This window comes from Pseudomonas sp. JUb52, from assembly GCF_004341115.1.
Lineage (GTDB): Bacteria > Pseudomonadota > Gammaproteobacteria > Pseudomonadales > Pseudomonadaceae > Chryseomonas > Chryseomonas oryzihabitans.
Genome location: NZ_SLYS01000026.1, coordinates 1 through 17,181 on the forward strand (window position 1 = coordinate 1; position 17,181 = coordinate 17,181).

The following is a 17,181-nucleotide window of genomic DNA, read 5'->3' on the forward strand; positions in this document are numbered from 1 at the left end:
TTTTCTTTATGGTGTTTCTTCAGGAAAGCAGAACCACTTTCTGCAAAGGCTCGTGGCTCGATTTCCGGTAGATACCAGAATCGGGTTGCGCCCTCCCCTCCTCCGGCGCCCTGCTGGCGGATCTCAAATTTCCCTAAATATCTAGGAGATCTAAAGTAGATATCTAGTAGATGCTTTCCTGATACTTAGCAGCCAGCTACTATATTGCTACTAGAACCCACACCCACAGGGAAATCACAGCATGCTAGTCCTGATAGGCAACACCAAAGGTGGTGTTGGCAAATCGGTCGAGACCATCCAGATCGCCGCGGCGCGTGCGCTGCAGGGCCGCAATGTCCTGGTCGCTGATGGCGATCGGCAGGGCACCAGCAGCAAGGCCATCGGCGTCCGGATGTCAGCAGAGATCGCGCCCTCGATTGCCTGCGTTCACTTCACCAAAGGCACCGAATATCACACCCAGATCCGCCATCAGGCCAAGCTGTACGACGACGTGATCATGGACTGCGGTGGCCACGACTCCCAGACGCTGCGCTACGCCCTGGGCCTGGCTGACGTGGTAGTAGTGCCTTATCAGCCCCGGCCGTTCGATACCTGGGCACTCGAGCAGCTGAGCGAGCTGATCGACGAGGTGCAGGCCGCGCGCCTGGACGCCGGTCGTCCGCCGCTGCGCGTGATCTGCCACCTGAACTCGGCCGACCCGGGCATCAACAGCCAGGACAATATCGACGCCGAGAAAGTGCTCGTCCACTTCCCGCAGCTGACTTTCGTCAAAAGCGCTCTGGTCCGCCGCAAGGCCTTCCCGCTGTCGGCCGCCCAGGGCATGTGCGTGTTCGAGACCATGCCCGCCGGCGACAAGTCGTGCGACGAGCTCAAGCGCCTGCTGAAACACATCTTCCAGGGAGAATGACATGGCACGACCAGGCCGTCCCTCGATGATGCCACCCAAAGCCCCTGTCCCCGCCGCCCAGGAACAACGTGCTCCAAGCGAGGAAGCGCTCGAGCGATTCTACAACAGCGCCCCAGACGCTCCCCTAGCTCGTAGCAAGCCAGTAGATAGCGATGAGGCATCCACAAGCAAGCCGGAAGATAGCAACCAGATATCTAGTAGCACGCTGGTAGGTGGAAAGCCGAAGAAGTCCCGGCAGACCACCCAGAAGATCTCCCTGGGCGTGCGCCTGGATCTGCTGCCCCTGGCCGATGAGTCTGCCAGCCGGCGCCACATGGACCGCAGCAAGTACATCAACTTCGCCCTGGCTGAGCAGATCAAGCGCGACAGGGAGGAATTTGGTGGCTAGCCACTAGCCGACTACCTACTATCTACAAGGCTGCTACTAGATGTCTAGTAGCAGCCTTTTTGCTATCTAGTTGGTACCGACCAGCCGTCTACTTGATTGCCTACGCGAAGCGATTCGGCCAGTAGGCTAGCCGCTATGTAAGGGGTGGTATTAGGGCTCGTCTGCAGGAGGTGCCGGCGGCGGGGAAGGGTTGCGGCCATCGGGGATTAGTCCGGAGATGGCGTTGCGGCCCGGACCTGTGCGCGGTGCGCAACTAGCTGCAGATCGGTGGCATGCTGCAGGTCCTGGAAGAGGCCGCCCGGCCCGCCCTGGTCGACCTGAAGACCACCATCGGCAAGGAGCTCGCCGGTACCGACATGCTCCCGCTGTTCGAGGAACTCATGGCCGAGGTGCAGCCCTCACCCTCCATCCCTATCGCACCCTGCCGGCCCGCGCCGGTGGGCTGGGACACGCCATGAAATTGATCAAGCTCAGTACCACCCACTTCAAGCGTCTCGGCACCTTCACCGATGGCCTGAACATCATCTGCGGCGAGAACGTCCGTGGCAAAAGCTCCCTGCTGCAGGCCATAGAGGCTGTGCTCTACGGCGTGACCGTGGTGCTCGGCAAGAAAGAGCACATCCCCACCTGGGGACCAGACCACCTACAGCCTGGAGTTGGAGTTCGAGAACGTCGGCGAGCGGTACCGCGTCACCCGCAGCAAGACCACCGCCAAGCTGGTCTGCTTGGAGGCTGAAGGCGAGCGCCTGGTGGCCAATGGCAACACCCCGGTCACCGCCGAGGTCGAGTCGATGCTTGACCTGAGCGCCAAGGACTACAACCTCTTCGTCCAGAGCCGCCAGGGTGAGACCTCCGGCGTGCCGACCTTTGGCGCCACCGCGCTGAACAACAAGGTCGAGGAGTTCGCCGACATCAGCCTTGTCGATGAGGTCCGCACCCGCGCCAGCGGCGTAGCCAGCCAGGTGCGTGCCCGGGTCGAAGGCCTGGCCACCGAGGAGCGCCTCAAGGAGGTGCACCAGGAGTGCCACGCAGCAGCCAATGCCCTGCAGAAAGCCATGAGCGAATTGCTGGCCGAGCCGCTGCTCAGCAAGCTCACTGTTAGCGCAGAAGCGCTGATCCGAGCCCAGCGTCAGGCCCAACTGTCGATCGCCTCGCTACGGCGCGCTGAGGAGCTCCTAGTGTGTTATGAGTTGCGAGCCACCGCTTGGTGGAGCCACCTGCAATTGCAAGCACAAGATCGCCGACACCGGTGCGGTGTTCTACCAGTCTTCGGGCTGGCTGGAATGCCTCAACTGCTACGGCTGGCAGCGGATCAAGAAGGCGATCTATCCGGCGCCTGATCCAGCGACCAAGCCCAAGTAATCCCCTACGACTGGCCTGTGCCGGGCGTTTTCATATGAGGGCACTTTCAGTACACACCCTTTCAAGCGCCCGTGGGGCCTGAGCTAACGTGAAATCCAGCACACGTGCCACGTTCAGCGGGCAGACGAACGGTACCAACAGCAGTTGAATGGGTCATTTCTCGGTTGCGACGGTAAGTTCTAGAGTAAAAGGGGCAGTCTGTACTGAAAGTGCCCTCATTTGGCCCCTTGATTTGTCCAACATTTGGGCTAAGGAGCAGGCCCTTGCTCAAGCCTGGTACCGTCAGCCGTTCCATTTAAAAGATTTATATATTTAAGAACATTTAAAAGATTTAGAACCAAAAAAAACCTTATATATCAATAGGTTACGAGGTAATATGAGGGCACTTTCAGTACGACAGGAGGGCACTTTCAGTACCAAATGAGGGCACATTCAGTACGACAGGAGGGCACTTTCAGTATGAAATGAGGGCACTTTCAGTACGCAGAAGGGCGCCTCTAGAGGAAATGCGGGCACCTTCAGCACAGCCCGCTTGCTCATAGGTGGACAGATTTGATGTAGGGGGGCAGATTCAGTACAGATCGGCGCACATTTGCCGGTGATATCGAGCATTTGCTCGAAGCTGAACGGCTAGACTGTCGGCTGGGTGAGGCAGTAAGGTATCGCTCCTGTGGCCGATAGCAGTGAGTAGGCCCGCGATTATCTGTAGAGCAGGGCAAGCTCCTATGACACGAACCCCCGTGGTCTATAAGGCCAATTCGCTGGTCACCTCTGGTTTCGATATCTCGGTCTACGAGTGGCGCATCCTGGTCGCGTGCATCGCGCAGATTCGCAAGGATGAGGCTATCGACGAGGCGCGGATCTTTACCGTGAAGGCCACTGATATTGCCGAGATGGCGGGGGTTTCAACGAACAACTGCTACGGTGAGCTCAAGAAGGCTGCCGAGCGACTGGGCGACCGCAAGGTCACTCTGAACCAAGGCATGGGTGCTGATGCTCGCCGGGACGAGAAGACGCGGGTTACCTGGGTTCCTGCGGTCAGCTACTCCCCTTCCGGCGGCCTGGTACGACTACGTTTTGCGGCTGAGATCATCCCCTACATCTCGCAGCTGACCGAGAAGTTTACGCACTACAAGCTCACCGACATCATGGCGCTCAGCACGGGCACCGCGATGCACCTGTTTGAGATCCTCATCCAGTGGCGCACCACCCAGTATGTGCGCGTGCCGCTCGAGCAGTTGCGCTTCATGCTGGGCCTGGTCGGCAAGTACCCCGACTATCGAGAGCTGCGTAAGCGTGTGATCGATCCTGCGGTGAAGGAGATCAACGAGCACACCCCGATTGAGGTCGAGTGGACCCCGGTCAAGGACGGCCGCACCGTCGTGGCCGTGGACTTCAGCTACCAGTTCAAGGATGGCGACGCCAAGCTGATCGAGCAGGATCCCGAGCCGGAGGAGAAGCCGGCCCTGGCTGAGCACCCTGCCAAGCTACGAGCGGCCAAGCGCCGCAAGACCACCGGTGACCCCGAGTGGCTGACCCGCGACTACATCAAGCAGCAGGCCCTCGCCTGGCGCGTCAGCATCGAGGACGCCGAAGAGCGTATCCGCGCTGAGCACGGCCTGCCTGAGACACCCCAGGCGGTCCTGCTGTAGCGGCATCGCTTCACCAGATAAACCAACCAAGGGAATGCCATGTCCAATCCATCACAACCACCGCAAGGGGCTGCGCAAGGGGCTGCGCCTGCTCTTACACCGGAGCAGGATCAGGCAGAGCAGACCCTGCGCAAGACTCGGCTAGAGGTGGAGAAGCTCCAGCTGGAAGTCCAAGAGATTTCGCATGAAAGATGGCGTAAATGGATGACCGTTTTCGCGGTCATCGCAGGTGTTATCATCACGTTGGTGACGGGTCTCCTTAAACAACCTACGGCACCCGCTGTCACCTCAGGAGTTCAACATGAATGCCCAACAGCAAATCAAAAGCAGTGATGTGACCTCGCGTGCAAAGGACGCCGCTGAATTTGAAGCGTTCATGGAACGGTCCAAGCTGCAGCGTGAGAAAATGGCATCCCCTTTCTGGCTCGTAGGCCCAGGGCTGACCGGTATCTCGGTAGCTGTGGCCCTGGCGTATATGGCGTATATGGGCGTGACGCGCTTTGGTTTGTGATGCCAACCAGGTTCGTGCCATGCTGAAGAAGCCCTCGCAAGAGGGCTTTTTTGTGCCTGGCTACTTCACCGTGGGTATCCAACTGGGCAGATCCGGGGTCAGCGCCGGCGGTGGAATAAAGTAATGCGTCCGGTCAGCCTCGCTGGTGCGGGAGGCGCCCAGGGCCTTGGCCGGCGCGCTGTCCGGGTACCGCGACGGCAGGTGCGGCAGGTTCTGCGAGGCTATGCCCAGCGCAGCGCTGCGTTCTCCTTCATCAGGTCGAGCGCCCACTGGCGCAACCTATTGGCCTTGAGCTGCGCGTCTTCCACTTGGTAGGAGAGCCTGCGGATCAGCGAGGTGCGGTTGAGGATCGCGATGCGCAGCCGGTTCATCTCTTCAGCTACCTCCTTGCCCAGCATGGTGTTCTGTCCATCAGGGCGCTCGGTCTGGGTGTGGTAGCGGAACTGTGAGTGGTAGCTGGGCATGATATCTCCCTCCTTAATACTGTTTTTATGCACAGTATAGGTCTGGAAAGTTCAGCTATGAGTGATCCCCGACAGATCCCGACGCTCACTCCCCGGCGCCACGACTTCCAAGACTACCTGGCCGGCCTGTGTGACCGCTGCCAGTACCCGGACAACAGCATCGATGCCATCCACTGGCAGGATGGGTAAGTGATCGCCGAGCATGTATTGCGTGAGTTAGACGAGAAGAACGGGTCTGGCCCTGTTCAAATGATAAAAATAATTAAATTTCTTTGCTGAATTGATTAAAGAATCAGGATATAAATTTCATGGTAGAACTCTACCACGCCAGGAGCACCGCCATGAACGTATCCATCAACCTCACCCCTTCCATTGCTACCTGGGTTAAGACCCAGCCTGACATCGAGGCCGCTATCCTCGAGGCCCTCGAGGAGCACGTCTCCAAGGTGGACAGTCCGATGATCCGCGCGGCTCGCCTGCTGCAGCGCAACGTCCCCAACCTGCCGGCCGAGATGGAGTTCGAGATTCCCCAGATCCTAGGCCGGGACCACTGGGAGGTCCTGGAGCGCTCTGAGCGCTTGGCGCTGGGCAAATGGGTCAAGCGAGAGTCGGCTGAGTTTGGCCTGCTGTTCCTGCGCAAGAGCCCGCAGAACCATGCGATCTACAAGCGCCTGGTTTAGAAATCCGAAGGGCTGGACCTCGCTAAGAGGCCCAGATTTCAAGGAAAATACTGTGTTTTTATACAGTTATATCGTACGGTAAGCGTCTCCGTGCTTATCAAATAGAGCCGCCAACGGCGGCGCTACATTTCGGAAATCCGCTTTGGCCACTCTTCCTTCTAACAAAGCTTTATCTCATCCTCAAAACTGGAGCCGCCTCGATCGAGGCAAGTGAGAATCGACTTCGCATAACAACCATTATGTTAAGCGAACCCATTCGTACCTGTCCCGCAAGGCTTTCGGGTCGAGAAAATCGGGATGGGATGGGTGACGCGAGAGGTACAACAGAGGGAATGGAAACCATGCCACAGGATGCACCGCCAGACAACACCAGCTCCGAACGCCAGTTCGCTTTCGTGGTGATGGGCGAGCGGGGGGAACTGCAGAAACCGTACATGAGTGATGAGCCGCTCGCGGTCTTTTTTGATGAAGAGCGAGCTACGGTTTTCGCTGACTCGCTTGTGATCCATGAATGGTGCAGACCGGCTTTATCCAGAGAGTACCTAGAGACACTGGACGGATCGTATGAGCGGGAAATGGATGAGTGGCGCAGTACGCATCCTGGCGGACCCCGTGCCGCAAGCTGCCAAGGGTTCAAACTCTACCGGATTCCCTGTCTCGATACTGGCCATCTGGAGCTTGTCGAATGACTACACTGCCCTCACCGCACCGGGCAATCCGGTCTATGTGGTGTCGGCGATGTTCGACACCTACCAGCAGCTGCTCGACTGGTACCCGGACCTGGACACCGCCGAAGGGATCCGCGCCGCCATACATGTGCACCACGACCAGAAGCCCGAGCAACCCCAGGGGTTGAACCTGGATCCGGTCAAGCTGCAGGCCGCCCGCACTGCCCTGACAGCCCAGGTCAAAAACCACCCCTGTGGCATCGATGCCGAGCGCTGCCGAAGCTTCGTCGTCGCGCCTGGAGGATGTCGGAATGAGCACCCCTCCCTCCCCCGCGCCTGGCGGCGCTTAACTACATGAGCGCTATCCGCAAAGCAGAAGGCCACCCGCCAATCAATACCGTTGTGAGATCCACCTGAAGGCCTGGCCGAACTGAGCCGAAGCAAAAATCCTGTACTACGGACACAAGCAGGTGTTCGTGCGTCAAGGCGACTTCAAAGGCTCGCTGCCATGTTCCATGCGATACCAGATCAGCCAGACTGGACGTGATCAACATCCCCCCTTCGATTTGTGGCACCTACCTGTCTAAAAAGCACAATCGTGAGGGCCGTGATCGCCTGGTCCTAGGCAGGTGGGTCGAGCGTGAGTCGGCCTGGTATTCCTGCGCAAGAGCGCGCAGAACCATACGATCTACAAGCGGAAGGTTTAATCGGTCGAACGTTCAGGAGTGCCGTCCTCTTCCTTATCTACCAGGAAGAGGAGCTCACCATTGAAACCGTGGGCAATGTGGCCACGTGGAATTCTCTCGTTACGGACTTCTACGCCCTCTCCCAAGAGCTTCAGGATGACGTTTAGACATCGGGCGCAGCACCGTCTGAGAGTCGGTCGGGTCATTCAGGGCATATCCCTACGTAGTTGATATAGAACCTAGCGGGCGATTTCATGGACATTCTGTCATTGCTGGGCCAGCGCATTAGGCATGGCAAGGCCCTGCGCCGGCTTTGATTAGAGCACTTCGAGCAGGCTAGCCAGGCATTGGTCCTTAAGCGCTTCAGCTATCTCGCTGGGCGGTCGGGGCAGCTCATTCTGTCGGCTCCAATCGATCTGGTTGAGTGCTTGCATCATCGTGTCGCTGTGCAGTATCGAGATTGCGTAGTGCTCCGGATTGCTGTCCTGCGCTATCACGTACATTTCCGGGGCATACTCTTCTGATCCCTCCAAAATCTGCCTGGCATACTTGCCTGCTTCGCGCACTAGGCGCTCCAATTTGTACTCCATCAGGTCCCGGTGCAGAGCTGGGGTCATTGGCCGTGGACTGATCAGCTCCACAGCTAGCGCAATCTCTAAGTCGGGGACGTTACTGGGTGCCCAATAGGTTGACATGATGCTATAGACCTTATCATAGGGTTGAACCGCAAGGCTTTGGCGTGCCGACAGCCTCGCTAAGAATTCCAGATTTCAAAAAACTTTTTATACAGCTATACAGAGGATTTGTTGCTCGCTTATCTGTCATATAGTGCAGCGATTTCGGGTGCTATAGCCCTTATGTCCGGCATATTTAAGGTGCCTGCCAGGAAGGAGTCGATATTATTACCGTCGTTGAATAGCATGAACCTCCCGCCTTCTGCGTGAAGCTTTTTCTGTAAGCTCCTATCTAGCTGATTGTGCAGCCCCTCTAGTGAAAAATTAGAGTAGTAGAACGTACGAAGCATATTAATATAGTTACATTTTTCACTTTTCTGCTTCGCTTGCACTTAAATATTATCAATTTTTATTAGCAGTGCACTACTAGCTGCGAGATTAGATCAATCCTATGTGGCTTAGATAGCAGCTCACCAAAGTACATGTTGCCAATGCCTAATCATAACGCTACGCGACATAGGATCAGTAAGATTATCAGCCTGGTCCTTGAATGTGACAGCATGTCCCGTCATCGTGTGTAGAAAATCGATAAGATTAGTATCTACACGTTTTCGGGCTTGAATTCCCTGACCGTACCTAGCATCTCACTCAAGCAAGCCTGTGATTCGTCAAAAAAATATTTTTGTCGCTCCCGCCTTATAGTCTCAGCGACATCTTCCTTACTCTTTCGGAGGTGCTGGAATGCAATCCAAAACGCGCCTACAGTGGCGAACTGGCCTAAATCCTGGATGACATCATTAGGCTTCATGCCTAGAGAAGCGCCAGCGGGTACCATCCAGCGGATGAATATTGCGAACGTTGCGGGAATCACGCCAAACCATATATAAATAATTTTACGCTCAGCGAAATGGCGCTTGATGCGCGCTATGGTGCTACTGAGCCAGCGTGTTACTGTACATTTGCACATAATGGAATCGCCAATCTAGGTATGGCCTGCGGTTGGGCTGAGCCGCTGACGCGAAATCTGCGCCCTGGTAGCCCTGCCTGGCTCTGTCGCTGCTTCGCATAACTTAATTTATGGTAAATCAATGACAGTATGCAAAGGTGGACAAATACCGTGTATCCCATAGTCAATGGATAGTGCTCCATCGCGCACATGGCCTACAGGCCCACATTTGTCCCTACGTACCAGCGCAAATGTGGACAAATGGCGTGCTCAGCTCGATACCTATCGTCAATGAGCGATACTTCACCAAAAACAGGGGCCTACAAACACGCATCCGATTCCACATACCTGAGGCAAATGTGGAAAGGTGTTGTGTTGCCAGACATTGTAACGGCCTGCCTACTATAACCATGCTTCACAAAGCGTTTCGGCCTGGTTGAGCACTAACTGCGCGGCTTCCTCGGCCTGATCTGGGGGGTATTTATATTTGCGCAGGATCCGCCGCACCAGAATGCGCAGTCTGGCCCGCACACTTTCGCGGCTGCTCCAATCGACACTGACGTTAGCCCGCAAGCTAGCGGTCAGCTCATGAGCAATTTTAGCTAGAATCTCGTCGCCCAGTTCGCGCACCGAGGCTTCGTTGTTAGCTAACGCATCGTAGAACGCCAGTTCGTCATCGTTGAGGCCTAGTGCATCGCCACGCTGACTGGCGGCAGCGAACTTCTTGGCCATTTCGATCAATTCTTCGATGACCTGAGCGGTTTCGATCGAGCGGTTCTGGTAGCGTTTGATGACATTAGCCAGAAGCTCGGAGAACTTCTTCTCCTGGGCCAGGTTGGTGCTGTAACGACTCTTGATCTCGCCTTCAAGCAAGCGCTCCAACAGCTCGACTGCCAGGTTCCTCTCGGGCAAGTTGCGCACCTCGGCGAGAAACGCGTCGTCGAGCAGGCCGATGTTGGGCTTGTCCAGGCCTACGGTCTCAAAGATGTCAACCACCTCGCCGGAAACCACGGCATTACCAATGATCTGGCGGATGGCCAACTCGCGCTCTTCGTCAGTCTTTTTCTGCTGACTGACTTCACGCTTGATCAGGATCACCTTGATGGCCTGGAAGAACGCTACCTCCTCGCGAACGGCCTTGGCTTCATCCAGCGTGCAGCATAGGGTGAAGGCCTTGCTCATGGCCAGTGCGTTATCGGCAAAACGCTTTTTGCCATCTTCTAGGCCCAAGATATGGTTGGCAGCCCCGGCCAGCAACTTGTGTCCGCCAGTGAGGAAATCGCTGCAGTCGAAGCCATGCACCAGGCTACGCAGGACGTCGAGTTTCTCCTCCAATACCGAATACGCTTCATGGGCGTCGACGGTGGGTCGGCCCTTGCCTTTGCTTCCGGTGTACTCCTTGAGTGCAGCTTTTAGCTCATTGGCAATGCCGATGTAATCCACCACCAGGCCGCCCTGCTTGTCCTTGAATACTCGGTTTACCCGAGCAATGGCCTGCATCAGGTTATGACCCTTCATGGGTTTGTCGACGTACAAGGTGTGGACGCACGGCGCATCGAAACCAGTCAGCCACATATCACGGACGATCACCAGCTTGAGCGGATCGAGTGGATCCTTGAAACGTTTTTCCAGGCGTTTTTTAAGCTGGCTGGAATAGATGTGCGGACGCAGCAAGGCCTTGTCTGAGGCACTACCGGTCATGATGACTTTGATCGCACCTTTCTCCGGATCTTCGTTGTGCCATTCCGGACGCAGGGTAATAATCTCATTGTAGAGGTGCACGCAGATCTCGCGGCTCATGGCCACCACCATGGCTTTGCCGGGCATCTGACCCACGCTCACCATGCCCTGGTTACGCTCCTCAAAATGTTTGACCAGGTCAGCAGCGATGCTATGAATACGTGGTTCTGCACCGACCACTTTTTCCAAAGCGGCCCAGCGGCTTTTCAGGCGTGACTGCTGATCGTCTTCTTCGTCTTCGGCCAGCTCATCGACTTGGTCGTCAATCGCAGGAAGCTCATTGTCCTTCAATGACAGTTTGGCCAGGCGCGACTCGTAATAGATGGCGACGGTCGCACCATCTTCAGTCGCCTGCTGCATGTCATAGATATGAATGTATTCGCCAAACACCGAACGGGTGTCGCGGTCTTCGCTGGACACCGGCGTGCCGGTAAAGGCCACGAACGTGGCGTTTGGCAGGGCGTCGCGCAGGTGCTGGGCATAGCCCACTTGGTAATGAGTTTGGCTCTCCCCGGAATGAACCCCCTCCGAGGCCTTCAGTTCGGCGCCAAAGCCATACTGGGTGCGGTGCGCTTCGTCGGCAATGACCACTATGTTTGAGCGGTCGGACAGCACTGGAAAGGTGTCTTCATCCACACCAGGCATGAATTTCTGGATCGTGGCGAAGACGATGCCGCCGCTCGGACGGTTGGCCAACTTGCTGCGCAAGTCACCACGGGACTCCACCTGGACTGGCTGTTCGCGCAGCAGATCTTGGGACAGCGAGAATACCCCGAACAACTGGCCATCCAGATCGTTACGGTCAGTGATAACCACGATGGTCGGGTTTTCCATTGCTGCTTCCTGCATGACCCGGGCGGCAAAACAGGTCATGGTGATGCTCTTGCCCGAACCTTGGGTATGCCAGACCACCCCACCTTTATGCGTGCCGCCGGGACGCGAGGCGCTGACCACCTGCTGGATGGCCGCGCGCACAGCGTGAAACTGGTGATAGCCGGCAATCTTCTTTACCAAGCGACCATCATCCTCGAATAGCACGAAGTAGCGCAGGTAATCGAGCACCATGTTTGGCGCCAAGGCACCCCGCACAAGGGTCTCTAGTTCATTGAACTGACCCAGCGGGTCGAGATTCTGGCCATCGATGGTGCGCCAATTCATGAAGCGTTCGGCATCAGCCGACAACGAGCCCATGCGCGCTTCGCTGCCATCCGCGATCACCAGGATTTCGTTGTACTGAAACAGATCTGGTATCTGTTCCTTGTAGGTCTGGATCTGGTCGAAGGCTTTGCCTAGGTCAGCCTTAATATCTGCTGGATTCTTCAGCTCCAGCAACACCAACGGCAGGCCGTTGACGAAGAGGATGATGTCCGGACGCCGGGTATGCTTCGGCCCCTGAATGCTGAACTGATTGATGGCCAACCAGTCGTTGGCCTTTACCTCGACCCAGTCGATCAGGCGGACGAAATCACCACGTGTTTCACCATCTTTCTGGTACTGCACGGGGACACCGCTGACCAACAGGCGATGGAACAGTCGGTTGGCCGACAGCTGTACCGGCAACCCCAATTCGAGCACCTGCTTGAGCGCATCTTCCCGCGCGACCAGTGGTACCTTAGGATTGAACTTGGCTATGACGCTGCGCAGACGCTCGACCAAAACCACCTGACGGTAGTTATCACGCTCAGGGCTCTCGCCGTCATAGGCGATATCTGGCCCATACAAATGGGTGTAGCCCACCTCTGTTAGCCAACCGAGGGTTTCCTGCTCCAATTGATCTTCGGTCATTCCACTTCACTTCCTGTGTCCAACTACCTGCTGGACGCTGCCTCAGTCTTGGCAACGCTTGCCTTGTAGCCCTTAAGCAGGACGGGAGTACTTGATGAGCTCATGCACATACCGCTTCGATCTGAACCTCAGTTTCCGACAGGCATAGCTGCCCAGAAATCAGACGCGGCAGCAGGGTATTACGGAGCTGGGTAAGGGTTTGAGCCTGCTTGGAATTGGCGAAAATTGTGCTTATTAGCGGCGATGTAATCTCACTGAAACTTATCAAAGTATGCGTGCTTGGGACAAGCAACTTTAATTCTTTGACATCCGATTGGTTGATACCTGGTATTGCAGCTTTTCCTCCACGATGCTTTAGCTCATGCATAACTGCATCACTCCAAAGCCAATAGTAAAGAAAAACCTGAGTAAATGGCTCTTTCAGACGAATACGAAAAACGTGCTCATTTATTCCACATCTCTCGAATGGAAATCCATCTCCAAACATAGAGACCCGAGGCAAGAAAACCCCAGGCTTACCACCATCTTTGTAAAGAAGAACATCGTGCGATTGAAGTTCGCCAGACTTCATTTTCTCAAAGAAATCAGAAGTTACATACTTGGTTTTTGAGTAATCAAATATACCAATTCGCACAATGCTTTCAGCGCCAATACTAGGAATGCCGTCCGCGATTCCAGCTACTCCCCCTTTGGGCCGACGGCCCGTTTCGAGAACACTTAACCAGGAATCAGCTCGGTTTACATTCCACCCCCTGGGTATCAACCCCAACTCAGAATCTTCGAGGCTGTCCGGAAATATCGCTGCAGTGGCCGCATCCATCCCTTCCGGCTCGAGCCCTTCGGACTTGGCGCGCACCGGATCGAAATCGACAAACCAGGATTTGAACAGCGTCTGGGCGATGGCTTCCAAGGTAGCGTTGGTTTCGCGTAGCAGGGTAATGCGATCATCTATTTTTGCTAACAAGCCGGCAGCTTCATCTTGGTAGCTTTTCGATGGTGTTGGCACTTGAACGTTGACCAAATCACTCCCCCGAATTCCAGAGGCTCCTGCACCTTGTTCAACTATTGCCTCAATAGCTCTCCGTCCCTCAGGGGAACGGAAAAAGTAAAAATAGAAATTAGGGTTGAATCTTTTTTGGTCTAGTCGACAGCGAATCAGATGTGACTCAAAGACCGTATCTGTCTTATTTCCGAGAAAAATGGAACACTGACCGGCTCCGGACAATACTAAAGACTGTCGCGCAAAAAGTAGGTCACCCTCTTTCAGAAAGAACTGTTTTTCCTTTTCTTCATTTACTGGAACAAGATCCATTTCTAGATTTTTGATCCGGCTGTGAGCGAACAATTCTCCCATATTCACCATAGGGAAACCGGCGCCGCGTACTTTCTTAGGGCGCGTTAATCCATTTCGCTGAGGCTCTAGAAATAAATCACCAAAGCGTAGAAAATTAGTACTCATAGCCCAGCCCTCCTAGTTTCTGGCGGATCAGCTGATCGAGCTCCGTGCTCTTAGCCAACTGTTCAGCCAGCAGGGCGGTGAGATTCTGCATTTTCTCTGCAAAGGCTTCGTAATCTTCCTCGACGGCCTCTGCCCCAACATAGCGGCCAGGCGTCAGTACATGACCGTGTTCAGCAATTTCCGCTAGGGTTACGCTACGGCAGAAGCCAGCAACGTCGGTGTATTCAGCAATATCCCCGCCGACGTCCAGCGGCACCCCACGCCAATTGGCCACGGTCTGTGCAATGCGTTCAATGTCGCTATCGAGCAGCTCGATCTGCACTCGACTGATGTTCGTGCCGAGCTTGCGCGCATCGACAAACAGCACTTCGCCGGGACGGGCAACTTTCTGTTTGGTAAGGAACCACAGGCAGGCCGGAATCTGCGTGTTGAAGAATAATTGGCCGGGCAGCGCGACCATCACTTCGACCACATCCGCTTCGACCATGGCGCGGCGAATATCGCCTTCGCTGTTCTGGCTGGAACTCATCGAACCGTTGGCCAGGACAATGCCGGCGCGCCCGCTGGACTTCAGATGAAACAGCATATGCTGTAGCCAGGCGTAGTTGGCGTTGCCTTGCGGCGGCGTGCCATATACCCAACGCGGATCACCTTCGAGGCTGCCATGCCACCAGTCACTGACATTGAACGGTGGATTGGCAAGTACAAAGTCAGCGCGCAGATCGCTGTGCTGGTTGCGGATAAAGCTGTCAGCGGGTTCCTTACCGAGGTTGAAATCTATACCGCGAATCGCCAGGTTCATCGCCGCCAAGCGCCAGGTGGTCGGGTTGGACTCCTGGCCATAGATCGATACGTCGCCGAGCTTGCCGCCGTGGGCCTCGATGAATTTTTCCGACTGCACAAACATGCCGCCGGAGCCGCAGCACGGGTCGTAGACCTTGCCATGGTGCGGGTTGAGCACTGCGACTAGAGTTTTAACGATGCTAGCAGGAGTGTAGAACTGGCCACCACGCTTGCCTTCAGCGCTGGCGAATTGACCAAGGAAGTATTCATAAACCTGGCCGAGCAGGTCGCGGGCCTGGTGAGCATCGCCGCCGAAGCCGATGATGGAAATCATATCCACCAGTTCGCCTAGCTTGCCATCCGGCAATTGAGCCCGGGCATAGCGTTTATCGAGGATATTTTTCAGCGACGGGTTTTCCGCTTCAATCGCGGCCAGGGCCTCGTCGATGCGTTTGCCAATGTCCACCTGCTTGGCGTTGGCCCGGATGGATTCCCAGCGCGCCACTTCCGGAACCCAGAACACGTTCACTTCTTTGTAGTAGTCGCGCTCTTCAAGCTCTTGGGTCAAGAGCTCAGGATCGTCGCTACCTAGGTAGTAGTCATCAGCGGCATCGGCAAAACGACGCTTCAGTTCGGCACGACGTCCGGAGAAGCTGTCGGAAATGTACTTGAGGAAGATCAGCCCGAGCACAATGTGCTTGTATTCGGCGGCGTCCATATTGGCGCGCAGCTTGTCGGCAGTGGCCCACAAGGTCTTTTCCAGATCCTGCAGGGTACTGCTTGTGCTGCTGACGGCTGCTTTGCGCCCCGGCTTCTTTTTCATCGGTTCAGGCTCGCCTTCTGCCGTGGTGTCAATTGTTCCAAAACGAGCACGGGCCTGGATGAGTGCCTGCTCCGCCAGGATCGGCACATGGTCAGTTATCTTTTGATCCGTCATAGGGACTTCCTGAAATTTATGCAACGCACGATCCGTCAAAATGAACCGTCTGGAATAGAGGACGCCATGATAGCGAGCCGCTCCCGTGGCGTCAGTGATCGTAATGTTCCATAAAGCCATCATTGTCGATTTCTATATGTGATAATGTCCTTTATCACATATAGAAAAGCCCGCCCATGACCTTTCCGCTCCCGGCCTCCCCTCTGCCCGCGCTGTCGGCCTTGATCGAACAAGCCGGCCCGCGCGCCGAGCTCCGCTTCTTAGAGTTCTTTACCGCCACCATCCGCAATGCCAACACAAGGCGCGCTTATGCCCGCGCCGCGCATGACTTCTTGGCCTGGTGCCAGGCGGCCGGGGTGCCGTCCGTGACGGCCGTGCAGCCGCTGCATGTGGCGACCTGGATCGAGCTACAAACCCAGCGGTATGCCGCCCCGAGTGTGAAGCAGCGCCTAGCGGCGCTTCGCCACCTGTTCGACTCGCTGGTCATCGGCCAGATCCTGCCCAGCAACCCCACCGCTTCGGTGCGTGGCCCAAGCCACACGGCTCGCACTGGCAAGACCCCCGTGCTGGATCCTACCGAGGCACGGCAGCTGCTCGACAGCATCGAGGCCAGCACGCACGCAGGCCTGCGCGACCGCGCCTTGATTGCGCTGATGGTGTTTTCGTTCGCCCGTGTCGGTGCCGCGCTCGGGATGAAAGTCGAAGACGTTTACACGCAGCACCGACGGCTCTGGGTACGGTTGCGGGAGAAAGGTGGCAAGCAGCACGTGATGCCTTGTCATCACATCCTGGAGGAGTGTCTGCACGATTACCTGGCCGAGACCGGGATCCACGACGACCCGAAAGGGCCGCTGTTTCGCACCATTAGACGCGGTACCAGGCAACTAAGCGATAAAGCCCTGCCCCAGGCGAACGCACACGCGATGGTACGCCGGCGGGCCTTGGCAGCAGGCATCGAGACCCAGATCGGCAATCACACGTTTCGCGCCACCGGGATCACCGCGTACCTGAAGAATGGGGGTACCTTAGAAAATGCAGCGGCGATGGCCAACCATGCTTCGACTCGGACGACACAACTGTATGACCGGCGTCGGGATGAGATCAGTCTCGATGAGGTGGAGCGGATTCGGCTCTGAATCAGGTTTGTACATTGCAAATCGGGCTTTCGGCCTTGCTACGTTGTACGCATACAATCGTGGCCATTCGCCATAAAAAAATATCCGACTTAGATGAATCGATTCTGTAACCAATATCCTACAAATAGGCTAGCGACTTACTACTCACAGGCTGCAAGCCAAGCGCTTAACCTTTTGATGTGGGCTACGGAGTGGCTCATGCCGGCAAGGATGGCCGGCCAAGGAAATCGCAGGGTGTGATTCATCAATGGAAGATGGCAGGCAGGAAGGCAAGAATCAAGCGCGAGTCCCATTCTAGGGCTCGCGCTTTTTCTTTATGGTGTTTCTTCAGGAAAGCAGAACCACTTTCTGCAAAGGCTCGTGGCTCGATTTCCGGTAGATACCAGAATCGGGTTGCGCCCTC

16 protein-coding genes are annotated in these 17,181 nt (G+C 56.0%); 11 read left to right on the plus strand and 5 right to left on the minus strand.

What is annotated here, in order from left to right:
* The first annotated feature begins 241 nt into the window (after positions 1–241).
* The 7 genes from EC839_RS23520 to EC839_RS23540 all read left to right on the plus strand — a co-directional run bounded on the left by EC839_RS23520 (position 242) and on the right by EC839_RS23540 (position 4,820).
* Complete coding sequence (locus EC839_RS23520; RefSeq protein WP_132833197.1) at positions 242–907, plus strand: AAA family ATPase; 666 nt, start codon at positions 242–244, stop codon at positions 905–907.
* Positions 908–1,169: 262 nt separating this feature from the next.
* The gene (locus EC839_RS24715; RefSeq protein ID WP_256681101.1) at positions 1,170–1,295 is read left to right on the plus strand and encodes a hypothetical protein; all 126 of its coding nucleotides are present in this window, start codon (positions 1,170–1,172) and stop codon (positions 1,293–1,295) included.
* Positions 1,296–1,567: 272 nt separating this feature from the next.
* The gene (locus EC839_RS24285) at positions 1,568–1,753 is read left to right on the plus strand and encodes a hypothetical protein (protein WP_165904701.1); all 186 of its coding nucleotides are present in this window, start codon (positions 1,568–1,570) and stop codon (positions 1,751–1,753) included.
* A complete protein-coding gene (locus EC839_RS24290; protein ID WP_165904702.1) occupies positions 1,750–2,031 on the plus strand; it encodes an AAA family ATPase in 282 nt (93 codons plus the stop codon). Before EC839_RS24285 ends, EC839_RS24290 begins: the two co-directional genes overlap by 4 nt.
* The gene (locus EC839_RS23530; protein ID WP_132833199.1) at positions 1,952–2,635 is read left to right on the plus strand and encodes a hypothetical protein; all 684 of its coding nucleotides are present in this window, start codon (positions 1,952–1,954) and stop codon (positions 2,633–2,635) included. Before EC839_RS24290 ends, EC839_RS23530 begins: the two co-directional genes overlap by 80 nt.
* A gap of 762 nt (positions 2,636–3,397) precedes the next feature.
* Positions 3,398–4,309: a replication initiation protein gene (locus EC839_RS23535; protein WP_165904703.1), complete on the plus strand. Its 912-nt coding sequence runs from the start codon at positions 3,398–3,400 to the stop codon at positions 4,307–4,309.
* Positions 4,310–4,610: 301 nt separating this feature from the next.
* The gene (locus EC839_RS23540) at positions 4,611–4,820 is read left to right on the plus strand and encodes a hypothetical protein (protein ID WP_132833201.1); all 210 of its coding nucleotides are present in this window, start codon (positions 4,611–4,613) and stop codon (positions 4,818–4,820) included.
* A gap of 221 nt (positions 4,821–5,041) precedes the next feature.
* On the opposite strand, the gene EC839_RS23545 is transcribed toward EC839_RS23540, so the two are convergent.
* The gene (locus EC839_RS23545) at positions 5,042–5,284 is read right to left on the minus strand and encodes a hypothetical protein (protein ID WP_132833202.1); all 243 of its coding nucleotides are present in this window, start codon (positions 5,282–5,284) and stop codon (positions 5,042–5,044) included.
* Positions 5,285–5,341: 57 nt separating this feature from the next.
* On the opposite strand from EC839_RS23545, the gene EC839_RS24720 reads away from it, so the two are divergent.
* From EC839_RS24720 to EC839_RS23555, 3 genes are all read left to right on the plus strand, one after another.
* Complete coding sequence (locus EC839_RS24720; protein WP_256681102.1) at positions 5,342–5,473, plus strand: hypothetical protein; 132 nt, start codon at positions 5,342–5,344, stop codon at positions 5,471–5,473.
* 152 nt (positions 5,474–5,625) lie between these two features.
* Positions 5,626–5,964, plus strand: a complete 339-nt coding sequence (locus tag EC839_RS23550) for a DUF1413 domain-containing protein (RefSeq protein WP_165904704.1) — start codon at positions 5,626–5,628, stop codon at positions 5,962–5,964.
* Positions 5,965–6,528: 564 nt separating this feature from the next.
* The gene (locus EC839_RS23555; protein ID WP_132833204.1) at positions 6,529–6,990 is read left to right on the plus strand and encodes a hypothetical protein; all 462 of its coding nucleotides are present in this window, start codon (positions 6,529–6,531) and stop codon (positions 6,988–6,990) included.
* 645 nt (positions 6,991–7,635) lie between these two features.
* On the opposite strand, the gene EC839_RS23560 is transcribed toward EC839_RS23555, so the two are convergent.
* The 4 genes from EC839_RS23560 to EC839_RS23575 all read right to left on the minus strand — a co-directional run bounded on the left by EC839_RS23560 (position 7,636) and on the right by EC839_RS23575 (position 15,642).
* Positions 7,636–8,013 carry a hypothetical protein gene (locus EC839_RS23560; RefSeq protein ID WP_132833205.1) on the minus strand — a complete coding sequence of 126 codons (378 nt, stop codon included), beginning with the start codon at positions 8,011–8,013 and terminating at the stop codon, positions 7,636–7,638.
* 1,327 nt (positions 8,014–9,340) lie between these two features.
* The gene (locus EC839_RS23565; RefSeq protein ID WP_132833206.1) at positions 9,341–12,463 is read right to left on the minus strand and encodes a type I restriction endonuclease subunit R; all 3,123 of its coding nucleotides are present in this window, start codon (positions 12,461–12,463) and stop codon (positions 9,341–9,343) included.
* 100 nt (positions 12,464–12,563) lie between these two features.
* Positions 12,564–13,922, minus strand: a complete 1,359-nt coding sequence (locus EC839_RS23570) for a restriction endonuclease subunit S (RefSeq protein WP_256681103.1) — start codon at positions 13,920–13,922, stop codon at positions 12,564–12,566.
* Complete coding sequence (locus tag EC839_RS23575) at positions 13,912–15,642, minus strand: class I SAM-dependent DNA methyltransferase (RefSeq protein ID WP_132833207.1); 1,731 nt, start codon at positions 15,640–15,642, stop codon at positions 13,912–13,914. The genes EC839_RS23570 and EC839_RS23575 overlap by 11 nt, the downstream gene beginning before the upstream one ends.
* Positions 15,643–15,818: 176 nt before the next feature.
* Here EC839_RS23575 and EC839_RS23580 point away from each other — a divergent pair, with 176 nt between their 5' ends.
* A complete protein-coding gene (locus EC839_RS23580; RefSeq protein ID WP_132833208.1) occupies positions 15,819–16,778 on the plus strand; it encodes a tyrosine-type recombinase/integrase in 960 nt (319 codons plus the stop codon).
* Positions 16,779–17,181: the final 403 nt, after the last annotated feature.